We start from the raw sequence: 20,114 nt of genomic DNA on the forward strand, positions 1-20,114 counted from the left end.
CGTCCTTAGTGGAATAAGCTGGTAGTTAATGGGATTGGGTGTGAGGTCTACTGGCCGGCTGCCGTGTCGAGGTCGTCGGCGAAGGCGTGCGGGCCACGCAGAAATGCCGGTGGTGTCGGCGCTACCGGCGATGTGGTGATGGTGTCGTCGTATTCGGTACCGGCGATCAGGATGCCTTTGATGGTGCGTGGCCCGACATCGCCGACGGCGATCGCGCGGGCGCAGGCGGCGTTGATGCGGTCATCGGGATACTTGGTGCGCAAGCCGACGATGGACTGGATCGCGCGCAGGCGGTGGATCGCATTGACCTCGGAGAGTTCAGCGACGACTGCGACCGCGTGCTCGCCGATCTCTTCGGCCTGCTTGCGGCACCACGCCACCGGGCGGGAGTGGTAGGCGACCTTGTGCGGCGGATAGTGCTCGAGGTTGGTTGCTCGTCCGCTCAGGTGCAGTACGTGGGTTGCCACGACCTGGTCGTCGGCGAAGACCTGGACCATATCCCCGCACGTGCGGACCCGCACGTGTGAGCCGATCAGCCGCCACGGCACCGAGTACAACGCTGTGCCCGCCTTGACATGACAGTCGGGGGCGACCTTGCCCACGTGGTAGGTGACACGTTCAAATCGTCTGGGCGGCAACGGAGTCAACACATCCCGTTCGATCTGCGCGAACAGTTCGGCGGGCGGCACCCCATCGATCCCGCGGTGGGCGTGGCGGCCGTACACGTTCAGACACCAGTCGAGGGCGGCCTGTTGCATCTGCGGCAGGCTGGTGAACTCGCGGCCCGTGAAGAACGAGTCCCGAATGTAGGGCATCGGGCGCTCGATGCGCGGTTTGTCTTTCGGAGTGAACGCGCGCGCCGGATCGATCAGCACCTCGTAGAACGAGGCGAGTTCGGCGTAGGCCCGGTTGATCTGCGGATCGTAGAGATCAGGCTTGCTGACCCCGGTCTTGAGGTTGTCACAAACGATTCGCTCGGGCACGCCGCCGAAAAACTCGAACGCATCCACATGCGAAGCGCACCAAGATGTTTGGTCCATCTTGAGGACCGGCTGCACAAACAACCACCGCGAGCACGACAGGATGATCGCGAACGCCCACACCGACACCCGCTTCCCGGTCTCAGGGTTGGTCCACATCCCGAGCTTGCCGTAATCGACTTGGGCTTCCTCGCCTGCAGGTACCGGGGGTCGTGGTGGGGTTGCGCGTTTCTCGTTGATCTTGTCAGCGAAATGTGCTGTCACATAACGGCGTACCGACGATTCCGACACATCAACCCCGTGGTCGTCGCGCAGACGTTGCGCGATCGTGGCCACCGTCACCGTGGCATCGAGCTGGCCGCTGATCCACTTATGATGCTTGGCGATCGGCGGCCACGTCACCGCCCGCGTCGAGGGATCGACAACTTCGGGGAACCAGCCGCCGATCAACTCCCGCCACACCGACTCGTCGAACTTGTCCCCGGTGCCCGGGCTCATTCCCGCCGCCAGCGCCGGCGCGAGATACTTGCGGATGGTCTTGCGATCCAGGCCCAACGCCTGGGAAATCTGTACCTGCGAGCGTCCGGCATACCAATGCCGAAACAACTCCAACAGCTGGGTCATCGTCAACGTCCTCCGTGCCACCTCAGGCCCCTTCCAGGGGCCCGGGAAGGGGCCCTGCAAGGAGCGAACCTGTAGCAGCACCCCAACCCCGCCCGACACGCCCCAGGGTGGGGAATTACGTGACGGACAGGTGAGGAATTACGTGACGGACAACCCCACCAACCTGGGGAATTACATGACCGCTGACATGCGGGAGTGGTTGGCTGATGATGATCCGGTGTGGCTGGTCATTGAGGCCGTCGCGCAGCTCGATACCAGTAAACTGCACGCCCGGCGCAAGGTCGGCGGGGTCGGGCGAGCCGGATATCACCCAGATATGTTGCTGACCTTGCTGATCTGGGGATGGGCGCAAGGGCAAAGGTCCTCCCGCAAGCTGGAACGATTGTGTCACCGCGATATCGCCTATCGAGTCATCTGTGCTGGTGACGTGCCCGATCATGCGACGATTTCGCGGTTCCGCGCCGAGTGTGCCGACGCCGTCGAAGACCTGTTCACCCAGGTGCTGGCGTTGTGTGCGCGGGTCGGGATGGGCGAGTTGGGGGTGGTGGCCCTCGACGGGGTCAAGATCGCCTCGAACGCCTCCAAGAGCGCCAACCGTACCGAAGCTGGGTTGCGTGCAGCGTTGGCTGCCGAAGCAGCGCAAGCCAATCGCGAGCACGCTGCCACCGATGATGCCGAGGACCGACAGGATGACCGTGGTGATCGGCTCCCGACTCCGTTGGCCGAGCCCAGCACGCGGGCACAACGGATCTCCGAAGCCCTGGCCCAGATGCCCGAAACCGGCACGGATCCGGTCGACCAGGCCCGGGCCGAGGTCAGCAAACTGCAGGCGTCCTACGAGCGGGTCAGGACCCGCCAGCAGGAGCGGATCGACCGCTGGCATCCGGGTCGGCCGGGACGCCCGGTCAAGTCGATGGATGAGGCGGTCATGGTCATCGAAGCACGCAAGCGGCTCGACAAGGCGATCGCCCGTGCCGAGAAGGTGGCTGCCGAGCGCCCGCAGGTGGGGCCGCAACGCAATATGACCGACCCGCAGTCCCGGTTGATGCCAATGCGTGGCGGTGGATGGATTCAGGGCTACAACTGTCAGGCCGTGACCAGCGTTGATGGCCTGATCATCGCGGTTGAGGTGACCAACAATCCCTCCGACGGCGCCATGTTCACCGGCATGAGCAAACGGGCCGTGCACGCAGCGCAGATCATCGACGCCGCCCGCCCCGAGGGCGCCAAGGCCACCGGCATTGGCGTCATCCTGGCCGATACCGGCTACCTATCCGAGGAGGCGTTAACCTCTCCCGGCCCTGACCGCCTCATCGCCACCGGCAAATCCCGCGAGGTCCACCGCGCCGCCCGTAACAATCCCACCGCCGGCCCACCTCCATCCACGGCCACCCCGATCGAGCAGATGGCTCACCGACTGGCCACTTCCGAGGGAGCCGCCCTCTACCGTCAACGCAGCCACATCGCCGAAACCCCCTTCGGACACGCCAAACACAACCTCGGATTCCGAAGCTTCACCAGCCGCGGAAAACGCCGCGCCACAGCAGAAATCACCTTCCACGCACTCGTGAACAACCTGATCAAAGCCATCACGACCAAACACCTGACCCCGGCCACCGCCTAACCACCCACCAGGCGAGCACCCAGCCCGCTACTTCGCGGCGCCAATCAGCGAGCACAGTCCAGGAAGCCATTTCGCAACACCCCGCTAGGCGAGGGTCGTGTCGAAACCATTGGTGACATAACGGTATTCGCAATCACTGGCCGGACTGCTGTGGTTGCGGACATTGTTGTGTTGCGGGTGGTTTCGACGCGGCTCGGTCTCGCTTCGCTCGTCCGTGCCGGCTCAACCAGCAGGAGTGGTGTCGGGCCGTTCCCCCTTTTTGCTGGTTGAGCCGACTCGAGCCGCTAGGCGAGAGTCGTGTCGAAACCATTGGTGACATAACGGTATTCGCAATCACTGGCCGGACTGCTGTGGTGGCGGACGTTGTCGTGTTGCGGGTGGTTTCGACGCGGCTCGGTCTCGCTTCGCTCGTCCGTGCCGGCTCAACCAGCAGCAGCAGTGGTGCGGGCTCAACCAGCAGCAGTGGTGCCGGCTCAACCAGCAGCAGTGGTGTCGGCTGAACCAGCAGGCGAGACGGTCAGAGGATCGTGAGCATCTCGTTGTAGGTCGGTAGTGGCCAGAGATCGTCGGCAACAATGGCTTCCAGCTTGTCGGCCGCCTCCCGAACTTCCGCCATCGCCGGGATCAGGGTGGCCAGCGCGTACTGGGATTCCTCGTATTCGCTCTCACCGTGCATGCCGGCGATACCCTCGTCGAGCACGACCATCGCCTTCTGCATATCAGCGATGATCGCGGTGATCTCGGTGAGTAGCGGCATCTCGACCTCGATGCCAGCCATCTTCATCGACGCCGCGGTACCGGCCAGCTCACCCTGATAGCGGATGGCGGCCGGCAGGATCATCGTCTTGGCGATCTCCGCGGTTTCCTTGGCCTCCACCAGAATCGTCAGCGCGTAGTACTCGAAGATGACGTCCTCGCGCGCCTTGAGTTCGCGGGCGGAGAGCACGCCGTACCGTTCGAAGATCTCGATGGCCTCGGGGGAGGTGTACTCGGTGACGGCATCGACGGTGGTGCGCAGGTTCTTCAGGCCGCGTGCGGCGGCCTCCTCCTGCCACTCGTCGGAGTACCCGTTGCCGTTGAAGATCACCGCACCGTGCTCGTTGATGATCTCCTGCAACACTTTCTGTACGGCGTCGGGGAGGTCCGTCCCGTCGGCGAGCAGGGTCTCCAGTTCGCTGGATATGTGATCGAGGGAGTCGGCGAGGATGGTGTTGATCGCGACCATCGGGTCGGAGATGGACTGGTTGGAACCCGGTGCGCGATACTCGAATCGGTTGCCGGTGAAGGCAAAGGGGCTGGTGCGGTTGCGATCACCCGGGTCGGCCTTCAGCGGCGGTAGGGTGTCGACGCCGAGTTCGATGACGCCCGCGGCCTTGGACCCGGTGGCGCCGCCCTTGGCGATCTGCTCGAAGACGTCCATCAGCTGCTCACCGAGGAAGATCGAGATGATCGCCGGCGGAGCCTCGTTGGCGCCCAGCCGGTGGTCGTTGGAGGCCGACGCGACGGCCGCGCGGAGCAGCCCGCCGTATTTGTGCACCGACCGGATGATGGCTCCGCAGAAGGTGAGGAACTGCATGTTCTCGTGCGGGGTGTCGCCGGGGTTGAGCAGGTTGCCCTGGTTGCCGTTGCCGAGGGAGAAGTTGACGTGTTTGCCCGACCCGTTGACACCGGCGAACGGCTTCTCGTGCAGCAGGCATTTCATGCCGTAGCGCTCGGCGACGGCCTTCATGATGGTCATCATCAACTGCTGATGGTCGTGGGCGAGGACGGAGCGTTCGAAGACCGGCGCCAGCTCGAACTGGCCGGGGGCCACCTCGTTGTGCCGGGTCTTGGACGGGATGCCCTGCTTGAACAGTTCCCGATCCAGCTCGCACATGAAGGCCAGGACACGTGCGGGGATGGCGCCGAAGTAGTGGTCGTCGAACTCCTGGCCCTTGGAGGGCTTGGCGCCGAACAGGGTTCGGCTTGTCGTCATGATGTCGGGGCGTGCGTAGTAGAAGTGCTCGTCGATCAGGAAGTACTCCTGCTCGGCGCCGGCGTAGGAGACCACGGTGTCGACGTCGGTGTGCCCGAACAGCTTCAGCAGCCGCATGGCCTGCTTGCTCATGGCCTGCTGGCTGCGCAGCAGCGGTGTCTTCTTGTCCAGCGCCTCACCCGTCCAGGAGATGAAGATGGTGGGGATGCAGAGCGTGTTGCCGTTCGCGTTCTCCCAGATGTAGGCCGGGCTGGTGACGTCCCAGCCGGTGTACCCGCGGGCCTCGAAGGTGCCACGCAGTCCGCCGTTGGGGAAGCTTGACGCGTCCGGTTCGCCCTGCAGCAGCGTCTTGCCGGCGAACTCGGCGAGCGAGGCACCCGACGAATCAGGCTCAAGGAAGGAGTCGTGCTTCTCCGCGGTGAACCCGGTGAGCGGATAGAAGACGTGCGCGTAATGGGTGGCGCCCATCTCCAGCGCCCAGTCCTTCATCGCGACGGCGACGTAGTCGGCGATGGTCGGATCCATCGGTGCGCCGGTGTCGATGGTGGCGGCGACGGCCTTGAAGACGTGTTTGGGCAGTCGCTTCTTCATGACCGAGAGGCTGAAGACGTTGCGACCAAAGGTGTCTGCCAACGGTTCGGGGAAGCCGTCGGTCTGCACCTTGTAGGTGGTGACGGCCTTGATCGCCTGGCGTCGGGACATGCTGCCACTCATGGGCTCTCCTGAGAATGGGTCGCCGTTGCACACCCGGGATGGGTCTGCGTACGACGACGTCGCTGGTGGATGCCGCGAGACGCGATGCGGCTTGCGAGCGACTCGACGCTATGAGCGGGGTGTATGCGGATCGTTTCCCCTGTGTGACGCGCACGAAAACGAATTCGGGGTGCGGTGTCCTGGATTGCGGAACGTCAGTCGTGGGGGGTGATGGTGAGTGCGGCGATGACGATGCCGACCACGATCCCGATCAGTGTGTCGGCGACGCGGTCGATGGCTGCGGCGGGGGAGAGGCCGGCGCCGAGTGCGGTGAGTAACAGGGCCATCGGGGTGACGACGCTCGATGCGACGGTGTAGTTCACCGGTGCGGTGATCTCGGCGATGGTCTGGAACAGGATGATGGCGACGACGGCGCCCCAGAAACCGAGCGGAACCGCGAGCAGGGCGGCCGCGATGGCGGCGCCGGCGACGTTGCCGAGCAGGCGGGCGAGTCCTCTGGTCACGGTCACGTGGTAGGTGATGCCCTGCAGTGCGGCCACCGCACCCATGGCGGCCCACAGCGGATGGGCGAACCCGGCGGCGGCCGCGATGGCGGCACTCGCCGCAGCGGCGGCCATCGTGCGGGCCGCGTTGATCACCAGCGGGGTTTCGCGGACGCGGCCCACTGCGGTGAAGACCGATTCGTACTGCACCGTCGGCGCATCGGGGTCGGCGGAGTCGTCGTGGCGTAGGGCCCGGATGAGGTTGCGCCACAGCCACGGAGCCAGTGACGCGAGCATCCCGCAGGCCGCACCGACGGCCGTGGCGGCCACCGCACGACCCAGTCCGGCGGCGTCGTGCACGGCTCCGGCGGCAGCGGCGGCGGCGAAGGCGAAGACGACCGCGCCGGGCCCGGCGATGCGCACCGACGCGATGAACGCTGCCGCCGCCCCGGCGAGTAGCGCGATCACCACGATTTCGGTGACCAACGCTCCGCCCGAGACCCCGATCACGGCGCCCACCAACGTCGCGAGGACCATGCCGACGCCGAGAGCGGCGAGACGTCCGCTGCGCACCCGGTAGGGATCGGGGCGGCAGAACGCCGCGACCAGTGCGCCGAGAGCGGCGAACCCGGCGATGTCGGTGAGCCCGAGCAGCCCGCCGACGATGAGCACACCGCCCACCGCGACACCGACGCGAACGGGTACCGCGAACGACGCCTTGCTCAGATCGAGGGTCAGTGCGCTGCGCCAGACATGGGGGCGAACGGGATGCGCGAGGGCGGCAAGGCGTCGACGAATCGGCTGCGCGGCGTGCGCGGGCAGGGGAGTCGTCATCAACATGGAGATAGTTTATCACTATTTTACTAGTGAAATAAACCGTCGAGGCGGTGTCATGATCGAGGTCGTCGTCACACCCGGTCCCGTAGGCTCTCCGGCGTGACCGCCGATTCGCCGACCGACCTCGTCGACCGTATCCAGCGCGAATGGGCGCGGGCCTACCCCGATCTCGATGTGTCCCCGGTCGGGATCCTCGGCCGCATCCAGCGGCTCGCGACGGTGGTCAACCACCGATTCGACCGCAACCTGGACCGACACGGCATCACGCGCTCGGAGTACGACATCCTCGGGGCCCTCGCCCGCGCCGATGGCCCCATCCGGGCGAGTGAGGTGGTGTCCACGACGACGCTGTCGGGGGCGTCGATCACCAAGCTCACCGACACCCTCGCCCGGCGCGATCTGCTCGTGAGGCGCCGCTCCGAACGCGACGGCCGGGTGGTCCTCCTCGAACTCACCGACGACGGGCGTGCACTTGTCGACGCCGAGCTGCCGCGACGCCTCGCCGACGACGAGCAGGTGCTGGCCGCGTTGTCGCCGGACGAGCGCGACGAACTGGCTGAGTTGCTGCGACGGGTTCTCGCCTCGCTCGGCGAGTGATCGGCCTGCCTACCGCAATTGCCCGTTGTCACCCATCACGGCACCTTCGCGGCGGGGGTCGGCTCCGCCGATCCAGCCGGAGCCATCGCGCCGCAGGGCGCTGAGCCCGCTCGATTGATCGGCCACCGACACCTGCTCGCCGCGTTGTCGAAGTCCTTGGACGAGTGGATCATTCGCGCCGTCGTCGGCGGTATCGACCAGCGGGTGCTCACCGCCGACATTGGAGACCGGGGTGTTGGCGGAGCCGAAATCGATCATCGACACGGCCTGCTGGGGGTCGAGTCCCCAGTCCAGCATCGCGATCAGGGTCTTCACGACGAACTGGATGATGACCGAACCGCCGGGCGAACCGAGCGCGGCCTCCAACGCGGCGGGCCGACCGTCGGTCCCGGGTCGCAGCACCAGCGTCGGCGACATCGACGAGCGGGGCCGCTTACCCGGGGAGACCCGGTTGGCGACGAGGTTGCCGTCGTCGTCGCGGGGATTCGCGGAGAAGTCGGTGAGCTGGTTGTTGAGAATGAAGCCGTCGACCATGTGGAAGCTGCCGAAGGCGGATTCGACGGTTGTGGTCATGCTGGCGACGTTGCCGTACTTGTCGGCGACGGTGATGTGACTGGTGCCGTGCTCGGTACCCGGGTATGTGCCCAGCGGGACCGGGCCGAGGTCACCGGCCGTCGCCTTGCCGATCGAGCGGTCCGGCGAGATCAGCCCGGCGCGCTGCCGGAGATAGACCGGGTCGAGCATGGTGGCCACTCCCCGGCCGGGCAGCGGCACGAAGCCGGGGTCGGCGACATACTTGTCGCGGTCGGCGTAGGCCAGCCGCTCGGCCTCGTTGATGAGGTGCACGGCAGCCGGATCGGGGCGGCCGCCGTTGCGGTCGACGTCGGTCGGCCGCATCGACGGTAGGTCGAAATTCGACAGGATGCCCAGCGCGGAGGCCACCGCGATCCCGCCCGACGACGGACCGGGCATGCCGATGATCTGGTGGCCGCGGTAGGTGATGGCCACCGGCTCGCGCACCTTGGCCTGATAACCGGCGAGATCCGCGGTGGTCATCAGACTCGGCGTCATCCCGTTCGCGGTGCTGGAGGCCTTGGCGACGATGGCCTCGGCGATCGGCCCGCGGTAGAGCGCGCCCGCGCCGTCGGTCGCGAGCGCACCGAGGGTCTTGGCGTAGGCGGGGTTGGTCAGTCGGGTACCTGCGGTCTTGGGTGATCCGTCGGGATTGAGGAAGTAGGCGTGCGCGTCGGGGTCGGGTGCGAGGTCGCGAGCCGAGGCGGCGATGGCCGCGGCGAGTCGCGGAGAGACGTCGAAGCCGTTGTCGGCCAGCATGATCGCCGGATCGAAGAGTTGCCGCCAGCCCGTCCTGCCGTACTGCTGATGGATCATCTCGAGCATCCGCATGGCACCGGGCACACCGATGGAACGGCCGGAACCCCGCGCACTCGGGCGCGGCTCGGTGCGGTCGGTCGCACTGATGTAGCGCAGATAGTTCTCGGTGGCTGCCGCCGGCGCGGTCTCCCGGCCGTCGAAGGCGCGCACGGAGTTGCTCGCGGCGTCGTAGTAGAGGGCAAAGGCGCCGCCGCCGATGCCCGTCGCCTGGGGTTCGACGAGACCGAGCACGAGTTGGGCGACGACGAGCGCGTCGGCGGCCGTCCCGCCGTCACGGAGTACCTCGCAGGCAGCCTTGGTGGCCAGCGGATTGGCGGTCGCAGCGGCAAAGGTGGAGGTGGTCACCGGGCGCATCCCGGTCCGGTAGCCGGTGGCCACCTCGGGGTTGGTGGAGATGTCGGTGGGCGCCGAGGTCTGCTGGGAACTCGGCGCGATGTGCTCCCCGTTGGGGATCTCCGCGCAGGTCACCGGGGCGGCGGTGTCCGAACTATCGTCACTGCAGGCGGTCAGGGCCATCGCCGCCACAAGGCCGACGACGAGCAGGCGGACGTGAGCACGTCCAAGGGGGCGTCTCATACGCCTCAGCGTAGGTCACTTTGTCATTCTGTAGTGGCAGTCACATAGAGTCGGTCCCATCGGTTTCGGGTGGGTACTCATCGCCCCGCCCGCGACGTCTTTGATCCGGAGGGAGCCCCGCTGTGGGAGTGGTACGACATGAGTCCGTCATCGACGGACCGCGCGAACGCATCTTCGACTACATCAACGCCTACCAGAACGTGCCCGAATACATGTTCGGCGTCAAGGAGTTCTCGCCGGTCGGCGACAAGACGTCCGGGCTCGGATCGGTCTTCGAGGTGTCCATCGACGTGGGGCCCAAGACGCTGAAGTCGACGGTCGAGTGCGTGGAATGGGTCGAGAACGAGCTCATCGTTCTGAAGGCGATCGAGGGCTTCAAGGCCGACACCACCTGGCGATTCGCCGACGCCGACGGCGGAACCCGAGTGAATGCGGAGTTCGGCTACACGCTGCCCGGTGGGCTGGCCGGCCGTGCGCTCGGTGCGGTCATCGGGCCGTTCGCCAATCAGGCGGTGCGCTACACCGACGGCAAGATCGTCGAACACCTCGCCAAGTGAGTCAGTCCGACCGGTCGTCGGCGGTGTCCTCGCTGGCGATCCGGTCGGGCAGCCGCCGCGAGGCGAACAGGGAGAGCACGGTGAGGGCGAAGACGACGAACAACGCCTGCTTGAGGGCCTGAATCTGGCTGTCCGCGTACAGATCACCCACTTCGGCGGCGGCGTCGTCGGACCCTCCGGCGCGGGCGACCAGGGTCTGTGCGTCGGCCTCGGAGATGATCGGTACGCCCGTCTCGTTCAGCGAGGTGGTGATCTGCTGTTTCTGGCTCGGACTGAGCGTCTGCGCGTCCTGCACCGATGTGGTGAATCCCGATCCGAGGAGCAGGATGAACACCGATCCGACGATCGCGGTGCCGAACGACGATCCGAGATTCTGGAACGTGCCCTGCAGTCCGCCGACCTCGGAGGTGTCGCGTTCCTCGACGGCCGACATGTTCGCATTGCCCAATTGGGAAGCCAGCAAACCGAATCCGGCCCCGACGACGAACATGCCGACCGCGAACAGTGTGCCGCGCAGCGCCGGTTCCACCGCGCCGAGCGTGAGCAGGATGCCGACGGCCATCGTGAGTTGACCGACGCGGGCGATGAAACGGGTGGATCTGCGTGCGGTGAGCCAGGATCCGAGCACCGAGAACACCACCAGGCCGGCCGACAGGGGCAGGATCTTCAACCCGGTCTGCATGGCATCCTTGCCGAGCATGGTCTGCAGATAGACGGGCACGACGAAGAACAGCGCCGCGATCGCGAAGTACTGGACCAGGAAGCCGGCGAGCCCACTCCGTAGGGCACCGATGCGTAGCAATCGCACGTTCAGGAGCGGCTGTCGTCCGGTTCTGCTCAGCGCCTGCTGACGGTTGACGAAGATCCAGAGGATCACCGCGCCGATGAGGATCAGGTAGGCGACCGGCGAAACCCCCAGCGGCGCAATGGTTGTGTCGCCGATCACGGGCGGGTTCAACGGTGCGAGCCAGCCCCAGGTCTTGGACTGCAGCACCCCGAGGACCACGGAGGGCCATGCCGCCGGCCGACAGTACGACGCTGAGCGGATCGATCCGGGTCTGGCGGTCACGCGCTTCGTCGGAGATGCGGCCCGAGACCAGCAGGACCCCGATCATCACCACGGTCTCGGCGGCGAAGACGTAACGCCACGACAGGTAGGTGGTGACCAGGCCGCCGATCAGCGGGCCCACCGCGGCGGCGAGGCCGGTGACCGCGCCGAGGATGGAGAAGGCGGTGACGCGGGCCTTGCCCGTGTAGTTGACCGCGGCCAGTGCGGCGATCGCGGGGATGACGAGGACCGCACCGAGGCCCTCGATGAGCGACCAGCCCACCAGCAGGGTGGGCAGGTTGGGGCTGATCGCGGTGATCAGGGAACCGATGCCGTAGATGATGGAGCCGATCTTGAACGCGCGGGTGCGTCCCCACAGATCGCCGAACTTGCCGCCGGTCAGCATGAACGCCGCCATGGTCAGCGTGTAGAAGGTGATGGCGGCCTGCATGCCGGTGATCGTCGTGTCGAGGTCGGCGGCGACCTCGGAGATCGACACGTTCATCACGGTGCTGTCGAGGATCGTCACGAACTGCGATACCGCGAGGATGGCGATCACGAACCAGTTGCGCATGACCGGAGACACTAGAGGTGCTCGTGGCCGATGGGCCTCACGCGTGGCGGGTGATATTCGCCGGTCAGGTGCGGGTTTGTCGGTCGAGGCGGATCACGGTGGCGGCGGCTGCAGCATCGGGACGAGGAACCGACGCGCGACGGCGGCGAGCTGATCGTCGTCGTCGATGGCGACGATGCGACTGGGCACGGTGAGGAACGACGCCGAGATGCGCACCATCATCTCGGCCACCAGGTCGACGTCGAGATCGGTCGACACCGTGCCCGCGGCCTGCTCGCGGCGTAACTGGCCGGCGACGAACTGGCCGACCGTCGCCAGGAGCTGACCGTCGTCGCCGATCATCGATTCGATGAGCAGCGCCGGCTCGACGTCGGAGAGACCGCCGATCAGCGGGTTGTGCGAGATCGCGCGCAACGATCCGACGAATCCGAGGACCACCCGGTCGGCGACGGTGCTGGCGTCGGCGATGTCGGCTCGGAACCGGTCGAAGTAGTGGCGGAACTCCCGCAGGACCACGGCCTCGACGAGGGCGTCCTTGGTCGCGAACTTGCGATACAGGGTGACGCGGGTGACGCCGGCCCGCTCGGCCACCTTGGCCATCGGGGTTCGCTGGATACCGGTGCGGCAGAACAAGTCGAAGGCGGCATCGAGGAGCCGTTCGGCCGTCGAGTCGACGGCCGCCTCGTCGGAGGTCGCGTCGAGGGCCCGCAGGTAGGCGCGCTCGAGCAGTGAGTCGCCCCCGGCCGACGGACAGGGGGTGGTGGACTCGGGGTCGAGCGGCGCAGCGCGCACAAAATCCTCCTGAACGATCGTTCGACTTCACTTTACGTTCTCGACATCCGCGAAACCGCTGTGTTCGGGCTCACAGAAGTGCTAAGCATGTTACAGGGTGACAGTCATTGTCACATTGATACATGGAGGACGGGGACAAATGAATGATCTGAACAGACGAACGCTCTTGCGCACCGGCGGCACGCTCGGCGCACTCGGTGCGGTCGCGGTGGCGGCACCTGTCACACCGTGGACCTGGTCGCCGGCGGGTTCAGTGCCCGGCCGCGGTAGCGGTGCCGACCCACGGACCGTGTGGGATCCGGAGGCCGATCCGGTGGTCGCCCGACTGCTCGATCGAGGCCAGGTCCCCAAGGTCAACCAGCTGCTACGCGGCTGGACGAAGAATGGCCAGGCGCTGCCCGCGGGCCTGCCCAGCGAACTGCGCGACTTCATGGAACACGCACGTCAGCTACCCTCCTGGGCCGACCGCGGCAAACTCGAGACGGCCGTCCGCTTCAACCAGAAGCGCGGCACCTATCTCGGTGTGCTGTACGGATTCGCCAGCGGCATGATGAGCACCGTCATCCCCAAGGAGGCCCGGGCCGTCTACTACTCGCGGGGCGGCGCGGACATGAAGGACCGCATCACCAAGACCGCGAAGCTTGGCTACGACATCGGCTCGCTCAACGCCTACCGGCCCGACGGCGAGATGGTGGTGACGTGCGTCAAGACCCGCCTGGCCCACGCGGCGGTACGCCATCTGCTGCCCCAGTCGGCGTGGTGGAGCAACGTCGCGAGCGAGAAGGTGCCGATCAGCCAGGCCGACGTCATGGTCACCTGGCACAGCCTGCCCACCACTGTCATGCGCAACCTGGAGAAATGGCACGTGCCCATCGCCCGCGACGAGTAGGTGGGATTCCTGCATTCCTGGCAGATCACCGCACACATGCTCGGCGTCGACGATCAGTACATCCCGGCGTCGTGGGATCAGGCCGACGCGCAGGCCAGTCAGGTGCTCGACCCCATCCTCGCGTGGACGCCCGAGGGGCAGAAGCTCGCCGACATCCTGCTGGACCTGGGCATGAATCTCGACCTGACCCTGCTCTCGCGCGGGGTGCTGGGGGCGCTGACCCGATTCATGCTCGGCGACAAGGTCGCCGACTGGTTGCACATCCCGCGCGAACCCGTCTGGACACCGCTCCTGGAAACCGCATGGGGTCCGTATGTTCTTGTGCGCGAAGGTCTTCTGAACGTCGGGATGCCACGCGAGGCGTACTGGCTGTTCGACGAGTTCCTGCGTCAATTCGTGCTGTTCTACATGTCCGAACTACGGATGCCGATCAACATCGAGATCCCGGTGCTCAACAACCCGCACTACCGCTAGTGCTGGGTGGCCGCAGGTGTCGGGGCGAGCGCGTCGTCGACGGTGATTGAATCGACGGGTTCGCTCCGGCGCCACGGCGGCGTCGGGAGCCGGCGGGTCAGCGCGTCGAACCGCAGCGGGATACGCGGCCGCGCCACCAGCCACTTGCTGAACGGCAACCGCAGCATGATCTCCACGGCCACCAGCGACATGGCCAGCACCAGGACCACCAGCAGGATCGCCCGGCTGGCCAGCGAGTGCGGGAAGCCGTCGGCGAAAAGGAAGTCGAAGAACCCGATCCGGGCCAGGATGTCCAGGATCAACGGATGCACCACGAAGACGCCGAAGGCGCGCAGCGTGGCAAAGCTGACGAAGGCTGCCGAACGGGCCGACCGGCCGGCACTCACGCGGTCGTTCCACATCAGGGCGATCAGCCAGATCAGGGCGAAGCCGCCGATGTACCACGGCAGCGACGCCGGATTCCACGGTGTGTTGGCGTGTACGGGGAACACCCCGGGGGTCGTCGACAGCAGGTAGACGGCGACGCTGAAGGAGAAGCACAGACCCGCGGCGACCATCACGCCAACCGCGTGGTCGCGCATCCACTGATCGACGTCCTCGCGGTGATAGCCCGCCAGCATGCCGATAGCGATGAACAGGGCGTACATCGGTAGCAGTTTCCAGCCGTGGTCGTAGATGAACGTCCACGTCTCACCACCCGGGCGGGGCAGGTACTGGTAGATCACGAAGGTGGTGCCCTGGATGGCGGCGGCCACGCCGAGAATCCACCAGGGGTGGGAGCCGACCTTCTTGTAGATCCAGGCCAGCGCCGGGAACGCCAGGTAGATCTGCATCGAGATGAGCAGGAAGTACAGCTGGTACTTGCCCTCGCCGACCACCGCGTGCAGGCCGAGGGTGGAGAAGAACTCGCCGGCCGGCGGGAACGGGTTGTCGCGGATGATGATGTGGTCGGTAATCGAGTAGATCAGCGTCCACAGCAGATAGGGCGCCACCACGAGCCCGAACCGTCGACGCCAGAAGGTCAGCGGAGACATCTTCTTCCCGCGCATGCTCAGGACCAGCACGTACAGCGTGACGGCGACGAACCCGTACCGGGTCAGATGCAGCAGGGTGCCGACGAGGTTGGCCTGGCGGGTGACATCGAGGGTGGCGATCGCGTTCACGCTGTGCGTGACGACGACCATGGTGAACAGGACGACGCGGACAGCGTCGGCGGTCAGCGCCCGGGCCGGACGCGACACCGGAGTGTCGGTAGGACTCGACGGACGATCACGGCGATCGTCTTTCCGCTGCGTCTCATCAACCGTCCGCAACCGAGTCGTCCTCCTGAGTCTTCACCTACATGCGGTGGTTGAGTTTACGGACCGTTTCTGGCAAGAACCTCAACGCACGCTGTAGCCGTGACGTGGCTCACAGCAGCTTCGGCGTTGTCCCTGGTTATGGGGACAGATGATTGGGGAACGGACGGCTAGGGAGGTTGCGGACGCAACGCTCGGCTGCCGTAGACTCCACACTCGGCGGCCATAGTCACTGCGGTCGTCGACACGGGCTGGACGAAGAACATCCCAGGTAGAAGCCTCCTCGCTGGTTGGATCAGCGGAAACTTCCGCCATCACTTCACCCAGTCCCCGCTCTCGTAGCTCAGGGGATAGAGCACGGCTCTCCTAAAGCCGGTGTCGCAGGTTCGAATCCTGCCGGGAGCACGTGACTCAGCAAACCGTTCTCGTGACCGGCGCGACGAGCGGGATCGGCGCCGAGGTGGCGCGGCAGATGGTCGCTCGCGGACACCGCGTGTTCGGCACCAGCCGCAACCCCGACGCGGTGGCCGACCCCATTCCCGGCGTCACCTATGTGCGTCTCGACAACGCCGACTATGCCTCTGCCGACGCATGCGCAGCCGAGGTCGGTGCGGTCGACATCCTGATCAACAACGCGGGCGAATCGCAGGCCGGTGCCCTCGAGGACACTCCGATGTCGGCGATCGAGGACCTCTTCAGGGTCAACGTGTTCGGCCCGATCGCGTTGACCAAGGCAGTGTTGCCCGGCATGCGGGAGCGGCGGCGCGGCACGGTGATCATGGTGGGCTCGATGCTGTCGAGTTTTCCGGTGGCGTTCCGCTCCAACTACGCGGCCACCAAGTCGGCACTGAAGGCCTTCGCGCTCGCGTCACGACGGGAGTTGGCGCCCTACGGGATTCGCGTGATCAGCGTGGAACCGGGAACCATCGCGACCGGTATCGGCGATCGTCGCAGCATCTACATCGGTGACGACTCGCCCTACAAAGCCGAGTACCAGACGCTGGCCGCGGCCACTCGCCGTAACGAGGATGCCGGGATCAGCGGGGCGTCGATGGCGGAGCAGATCGTCGAAGCGGCCCTGGCAGAGCATCCGAAGCCTTTCTACGCCAGGGGAAATCGCGCACCGATCGTATTCGCGCTGCGTCGTCTGTTGCCGCGCCAGTTCATCCTGGACATGACCGCGCGCAAGCACGGACTTGCCAAGATCAAGGTCTAGCGACGTGCGGATCACGATGCGCGTCATCGGGATCGGACCGGGTGGCGCGCGGCAGATCACGCTGCAGGCCATCGACGCGATGGCCGACGTCGACGTCTTCGTCATGCTCGACAAGGGATCGGTGAAAGACGGTTTGCTGCAGGCGCGGCGCGAGATCCTCGACCGCCACGCGCCCGGCCGGCGAGTGCTCGCGCTCACCGATCCGCCCCGCGACCGGCACCCCGACGACTACGACGCCGAAGTACGTCGCTGGCACGGGGCCCGAGCCGCGCTCATCGAGACCGCGCTGCTCGCCGAACTCACCGACGGTGGGGTGGCGGCCTTCCTGGTGTGGGGTGACCCCGCCCTCTACGACAGCACGCTGCGTATCGTCGACGACCTCGCATCTCGTCGGGCACTCGACCTGAGTGTCGAGGTGATCCCCGGCGTCACCAGTGCGAGTGCCCTGACCGCGGCGCACGGGATCGTCGCGAACCGGGTGGGCGAACCCATCCACATCACCACCGGCCGGCGTCTCGCCGACACCCCGTCCGGCGCCGACACCAACCAGATCGTGATGCTCGATGCCGACCTCACCTTTCGGCACACCGCCGAGGACGACGACCACATCTGGTGGGGCGCCTACCTCGGCACCGACGACGAGATCCTCATCAGCGGACGTGTCGGGGACGTGACCGACGAGATCGTCCGTGTGCGAGCGGAGGCTCGCGAACGGATCGGGTGGATCATGGACATCTACCTGCTGCGCAAGGGATGAGCGGGGTGGGTGGGCCGCTGATTGCGAATGTTGTTGTGTTGCGAGTGGTTTCGACGCGCGTCCGACTCGCTACGCTCGCCGGTCGCGGCTCAACCAGCACACAATGGGGACGGATGGTTTCGACGCGCGTCCGACTCGCTACGCTCGCCGGTCGCGGCTCAACCAGCACACAATGGGGACGGATGGTTTCGACGCGCGTCCGACTCGCTACGCTCGCCGGTCGCGGCTCAACCAGCACAATGGGGACGGATGATTTCGACACGGCGCGGTCTCGCCTCGCTCGCCCGTGCCGGCTCTACCAGCGAAAAGAAGGGGCGCCGCTTAGCCGGCAGAGAACGGCTGCCGGTTCAACCAGAAGGGAACCCGTCACCACACCTGGTCGAGCGCCGCCATCATCTCGTCGCGAATCTCGGTGCGGCAGATGACGAAGTCGGGCATGTACGGGTGGGGATTGTTGTAGACGATCTCCGACCCGTCGAGGCGGCTGCAATGCAGGCCGGCCGCGGTCGCCACTCCCACCGGTGCGGCGTTGTCCCACTCGTACTGGCCGCCGGCGTGCACGTAGGCGTCGACGTCGCCGCGCACCACGGCCATCGCCTTGGCGCCGGCCGAGCCGATCGGCACCATCTGCAGGTGCAGCCGGCTCGACACCCAGCTGGTCTCATACGAACCGCCCCAGCGTGACGTCGCGAGCCGACCGGTCAGCGGCGTCGACGTCTTCTCGACCGTGTCGGTGCGGAACACCTCGCCGGTGGCCGGCAACGACACCGCGGCGGCGGCGACCACGCCGTGTTCGGTCAGCGCCACATGCACGGCCCAGTCCGCGGTTCCGGCGGCGAATTCCCTTGTGCCGTCCAACGGATCGATGATCCACACCCGCTCGGCGGTGGCGCGGTCGCCGACGTCAGCGGCCTCCTCGGACAACACCGCGTCCCGCGGGCGATGACGCGCCAAGACGGTGGAGATCCACGCCTGTGCCATCGTGTCACCGACATCGCCGAGCACTCGACCGTCCAGCAGATCGCTGTCTCGCACGCCGAGCAGGATCTGGCCGGCGCCCCGGGCGATCCGCGCGGCCAGCTCGGCGTCGGAAAGGCGGGAGTTCATCTCCTAACTAGAGCACACTGGGCATATGCCGGAGCTTCCCGAGGTCGCCGCGATCGCCGACTACGTCGACTCGCGCGCGGCCGGTCTGCCCATCCGCCGGGTCGACGTCGCGTCGTTGTCGGTGCTCAAGACCGCCGACCCGCCGTACACGGCACTCGTCGGACGGATCGTCGAATCGGTCGGCCGGGTGGGCAAATACCTGGTGATCCGGACCGTCCCCGGCGCCGACACCGACCCCGAACCGGTGATTCTGCTGGTCATCCACCTGTCGCGGGCGGGCTGGCTGCGGTGGAGCGAGGACCTCTCACCCCGGCCGCTACGTCCGGGCGGCAAATCGCCGATCGCGCTGCGGGTGCACTGTGGTCTTCCATCAGAAGGATTCGACGTGACCGAGGCGGGAACGCAGAAGCGGCTGGCGGTGTGGATTGTGCGTGACCTCGCCGACATCGACCGCGTCGCCACCCTGGGCCCGGACGTGTTGTCGCTGAGCGTGTCCGAGTTCGGCGCCATCCTCGCCCAGACCGCCGGACGCATCAAGAACGTGCTCGCCGATCAGCGTGTCATGGCCGGTATCGGCAACGCCTACTCCGACGAGATCCTGCACACCGCCCGACTCTCACCGTTCGCGACGGCCAAGTCGCTCACCGAGGAACAGGTGAGCACCCTCTACGACGCGATGCGCAGTGTGCTCGCCGACGCGACCGGCCGGCTCGAGGGGCAGACGGTGGCTCGGCTCAAGTCGGAGAAGCGGACCGGTCTGCGGGTCCACGCCCGCACCGGGTTGCCGTGCCCGGTCTGTGGGGACACCGTACGCGAAGTGTCTTTTGCCGACCGGTCCTTCCAGTACTGTCCGACCTGCCAGACCGGTGGCAAGGTGCTGGCCGACCGCCGTATGTCGCGGCTGCTGAAGTAGCCCGGCCGTGCACGCGCTCGTCGTCGACGACGATCCCGGGGTTGCCGAGACGGTACGTCGTGCCCTGGTCAGCGACGGCTGGGCCGTCACCGTGGCGCACGACGGCGTCGACGGTCTCTGGAAGGCCACCGAAGGCAGCCATGACGTGATCGTTCTCGACATCATGCTGCCGGGTCACAACGGCTACGTGGTGGTCCGGGAACTGCGGGCGCGCGGCATCTGGACCCCGGTGGTCATGCTCACCGCCAAGGACGGTGAGTACGACCAGGCCGAGGCGCTCGACGCGGGCGCCGATGACTATCTGGTCAAACCGTTCTCCGTGGTGGTCCTCAAGGCGCATCTGCGAGCCCTGCTGCGGCGCGGCGTGCGGGAACGGCCGGCGCGGCTGGTGGCCGGTGACCTCGTGGTGGATCCCGCCGAGCACACCGTCACCCGCGGCCAGACTCCGATCACGTTGACACCACGCGAATTCGCGGTCCTCGAATACCTCATCCGCAACGCCGACACCGTGGTCTCCAAATGCGAGATCGTGCGGTCGGTGTGGGACGAGAACTTCGACGGCGACGCCAACATCGTCGAGGTGTACGTCGGCTACCTGCGCAAACGGATCGACACCCCGTTCGGGAAGCGTTCCATCGAGACCGTGCGCGGGGCTGGATACCGGCTGCGGTCGGAGTGAGCGGCATCG

At 66.5% G+C, this 20,114-nt stretch carries 15 protein-coding genes, 1 tRNA gene and 2 pseudogenes; 9 read left to right on the top strand and 9 right to left on the bottom strand.

Features of this window, described 5'->3' with window-relative positions; genetic code table 11:
- Positions 1-47 precede the first annotated feature (47 nt).
- Positions 48-1,604 carry an IS21 family transposase gene (gene istA, locus GBRO_RS06440; protein ID WP_012832285.1) on the bottom strand — a complete coding sequence of 519 codons (1,557 nt, stop codon included), beginning with the start codon at positions 1,602-1,604 and terminating at the stop codon, positions 48-50.
- A gap of 175 nt (positions 1,605-1,779) precedes the next feature.
- On the opposite strand from istA, the gene GBRO_RS06445 reads away from it, so the two are divergent.
- Positions 1,780-3,228 (top strand): transposase, encoded by a 1,449-nt coding sequence (locus GBRO_RS06445; protein WP_052298370.1) that lies wholly within the window; start codon positions 1,780-1,782, stop codon positions 3,226-3,228.
- A 517-nt stretch (positions 3,229-3,745) separates the two neighbouring features.
- Here GBRO_RS06445 and GBRO_RS06450 read toward each other — a convergent pair.
- The gene (locus GBRO_RS06450; RefSeq protein ID WP_012833170.1) at positions 3,746-5,917 is read right to left on the bottom strand and encodes a glutamine synthetase III family protein; all 2,172 of its coding nucleotides are present in this window, start codon (positions 5,915-5,917) and stop codon (positions 3,746-3,748) included.
- A gap of 194 nt (positions 5,918-6,111) precedes the next feature.
- Positions 6,112-7,239 (bottom strand): FUSC family protein, encoded by a 1,128-nt coding sequence (locus GBRO_RS06455; RefSeq protein ID WP_012833171.1) that lies wholly within the window; start codon positions 7,237-7,239, stop codon positions 6,112-6,114.
- A 96-nt stretch (positions 7,240-7,335) separates the two neighbouring features.
- Here GBRO_RS06455 and GBRO_RS06460 point away from each other — a divergent pair, with 96 nt between their 5' ends.
- Positions 7,336-7,833, top strand: a complete 498-nt coding sequence (locus GBRO_RS06460) for a MarR family winged helix-turn-helix transcriptional regulator (protein ID WP_012833172.1) — start codon at positions 7,336-7,338, stop codon at positions 7,831-7,833.
- Between the two features lie 9 nt (positions 7,834-7,842).
- Here the strand turns inward: GBRO_RS06460 and GBRO_RS06465 are convergent, their stop codons facing one another.
- Positions 7,843-9,801, bottom strand: a complete 1,959-nt coding sequence (locus GBRO_RS06465) for a gamma-glutamyltransferase family protein (protein WP_012833173.1) — start codon at positions 9,799-9,801, stop codon at positions 7,843-7,845.
- Between the two features lie 122 nt (positions 9,802-9,923).
- On the opposite strand from GBRO_RS06465, the gene GBRO_RS06470 reads away from it, so the two are divergent.
- Positions 9,924-10,358 carry an SRPBCC family protein gene (locus tag GBRO_RS06470; RefSeq protein ID WP_012833174.1) on the top strand — a complete coding sequence of 145 codons (435 nt, stop codon included), beginning with the start codon at positions 9,924-9,926 and terminating at the stop codon, positions 10,356-10,358.
- A gap of 1 nt (position 10,359) precedes the next feature.
- On the opposite strand, the gene GBRO_RS27505 is transcribed toward GBRO_RS06470, so the two are convergent.
- From GBRO_RS27505 to GBRO_RS06480, 3 genes and pseudogenes are all read right to left on the bottom strand, one after another.
- Positions 10,360-11,352 (bottom strand): MFS transporter, encoded by a 993-nt coding sequence (locus tag GBRO_RS27505; RefSeq protein WP_321573978.1) that lies wholly within the window; start codon positions 11,350-11,352, stop codon positions 10,360-10,362.
- 160 nt (positions 11,353-11,512) lie between these two features.
- Positions 11,513-11,980 (bottom strand): annotated as a pseudogene (locus GBRO_RS27510) (MFS transporter); the annotation flags it as partial.
- 93 nt (positions 11,981-12,073) lie between these two features.
- On the bottom strand, positions 12,074-12,772 hold the full coding sequence (locus GBRO_RS06480) for a TetR/AcrR family transcriptional regulator (protein WP_012833175.1): 699 nt from the start codon (positions 12,770-12,772) through the stop codon (positions 12,074-12,076).
- A gap of 139 nt (positions 12,773-12,911) precedes the next feature.
- Here GBRO_RS06480 and GBRO_RS06485 point away from each other — a divergent pair.
- Positions 12,912-14,135: pseudogene (locus GBRO_RS06485) on the top strand (oxygenase MpaB family protein).
- On the opposite strand, the gene GBRO_RS06490 reads toward GBRO_RS06485, so the two are convergent.
- Positions 14,132-15,448 (bottom strand): acyltransferase, encoded by a 1,317-nt coding sequence (locus GBRO_RS06490; protein WP_012833176.1) that lies wholly within the window; start codon positions 15,446-15,448, stop codon positions 14,132-14,134. The pseudogene GBRO_RS06485 and the gene GBRO_RS06490 overlap by 4 nt on opposite strands.
- A 317-nt stretch (positions 15,449-15,765) precedes the next feature.
- Here GBRO_RS06490 and GBRO_RS06495 point away from each other — a divergent pair.
- The 3 genes from GBRO_RS06495 (at position 15,766) to cobF (ending at position 17,406) form a co-directional block, all read left to right on the top strand.
- A tRNA-Arg gene (locus GBRO_RS06495) sits at positions 15,766-15,838 on the top strand.
- Between the two features lies 1 nt (position 15,839).
- Entirely contained in the window at positions 15,840-16,649 is an 810-nt protein-coding gene (locus GBRO_RS06500) for an SDR family oxidoreductase (RefSeq protein ID WP_012833177.1), read from the top strand.
- A 4-nt stretch (positions 16,650-16,653) separates the two neighbouring features.
- Positions 16,654-17,406 carry a precorrin-6A synthase (deacetylating) gene (gene cobF, locus GBRO_RS06505; protein ID WP_041919764.1) on the top strand — a complete coding sequence of 251 codons (753 nt, stop codon included), beginning with the start codon at positions 16,654-16,656 and terminating at the stop codon, positions 17,404-17,406.
- Positions 17,407-17,772: 366 nt separating this feature from the next.
- On the opposite strand, the gene GBRO_RS06510 is transcribed toward cobF, so the two are convergent.
- Positions 17,773-18,513, bottom strand: coding sequence for a 3'(2'),5'-bisphosphate nucleotidase CysQ (locus GBRO_RS06510; protein WP_012833179.1), 741 nt, complete (start codon positions 18,511-18,513; stop codon positions 17,773-17,775).
- Between the two features lie 25 nt (positions 18,514-18,538).
- Between GBRO_RS06510 and GBRO_RS06515 the strand changes: the two genes are divergently transcribed.
- Together GBRO_RS06515 and GBRO_RS06520 are read left to right on the top strand one after the other, a co-directional pair.
- Positions 18,539-19,426 (top strand): DNA-formamidopyrimidine glycosylase family protein, encoded by an 888-nt coding sequence (locus GBRO_RS06515; RefSeq protein WP_012833180.1) that lies wholly within the window; start codon positions 18,539-18,541, stop codon positions 19,424-19,426.
- 7 nt (positions 19,427-19,433) lie between these two features.
- Entirely contained in the window at positions 19,434-20,105 is a 672-nt protein-coding gene (locus GBRO_RS06520; protein WP_012833181.1) for a response regulator transcription factor, read from the top strand.
- Positions 20,106-20,114 lie beyond the last annotated feature (9 nt).

Source organism: Gordonia bronchialis DSM 43247 (assembly GCF_000024785.1).
Taxonomy (GTDB): Bacteria; Actinomycetota; Actinomycetes; order Mycobacteriales; family Mycobacteriaceae; genus Gordonia; species Gordonia bronchialis.

What these genes read in the sequence shown, in the direction of transcription:
- istA (WP_012832285.1), bottom strand. Translation starts at nt 1,604, where the DNA reads ATGACCCAGCTGTTGGAGTTGTTTCGGCATTGGTATGCCGGACGCTCG.
- GBRO_RS06445 (WP_052298370.1), top strand. Translation starts at nt 1,780, where the DNA reads ATGACCGCTGACATGCGGGAGTGGTTGGCTGATGATGATCCGGTGTGG.
- GBRO_RS06450 (WP_012833170.1), bottom strand. Translation starts at nt 5,917, where the DNA reads ATGAGTGGCAGCATGTCCCGACGCCAGGCGATCAAGGCCGTCACCACC.
- GBRO_RS06455 (WP_012833171.1), bottom strand. Translation starts at nt 7,239, where the DNA reads ATGTTGATGACGACTCCCCTGCCCGCGCACGCCGCGCAGCCGATTCGT.
- GBRO_RS06465 (WP_012833173.1), bottom strand. Translation starts at nt 9,801, where the DNA reads ATGAGACGCCCCCTTGGACGTGCTCACGTCCGCCTGCTCGTCGTCGGC.
- GBRO_RS06510 (WP_012833179.1), bottom strand. Translation starts at nt 18,513, where the DNA reads ATGAACTCCCGCCTTTCCGACGCCGAGCTGGCCGCGCGGATCGCCCGG.
- GBRO_RS06515 (WP_012833180.1), top strand. Translation starts at nt 18,539, where the DNA reads ATGCCGGAGCTTCCCGAGGTCGCCGCGATCGCCGACTACGTCGACTCG.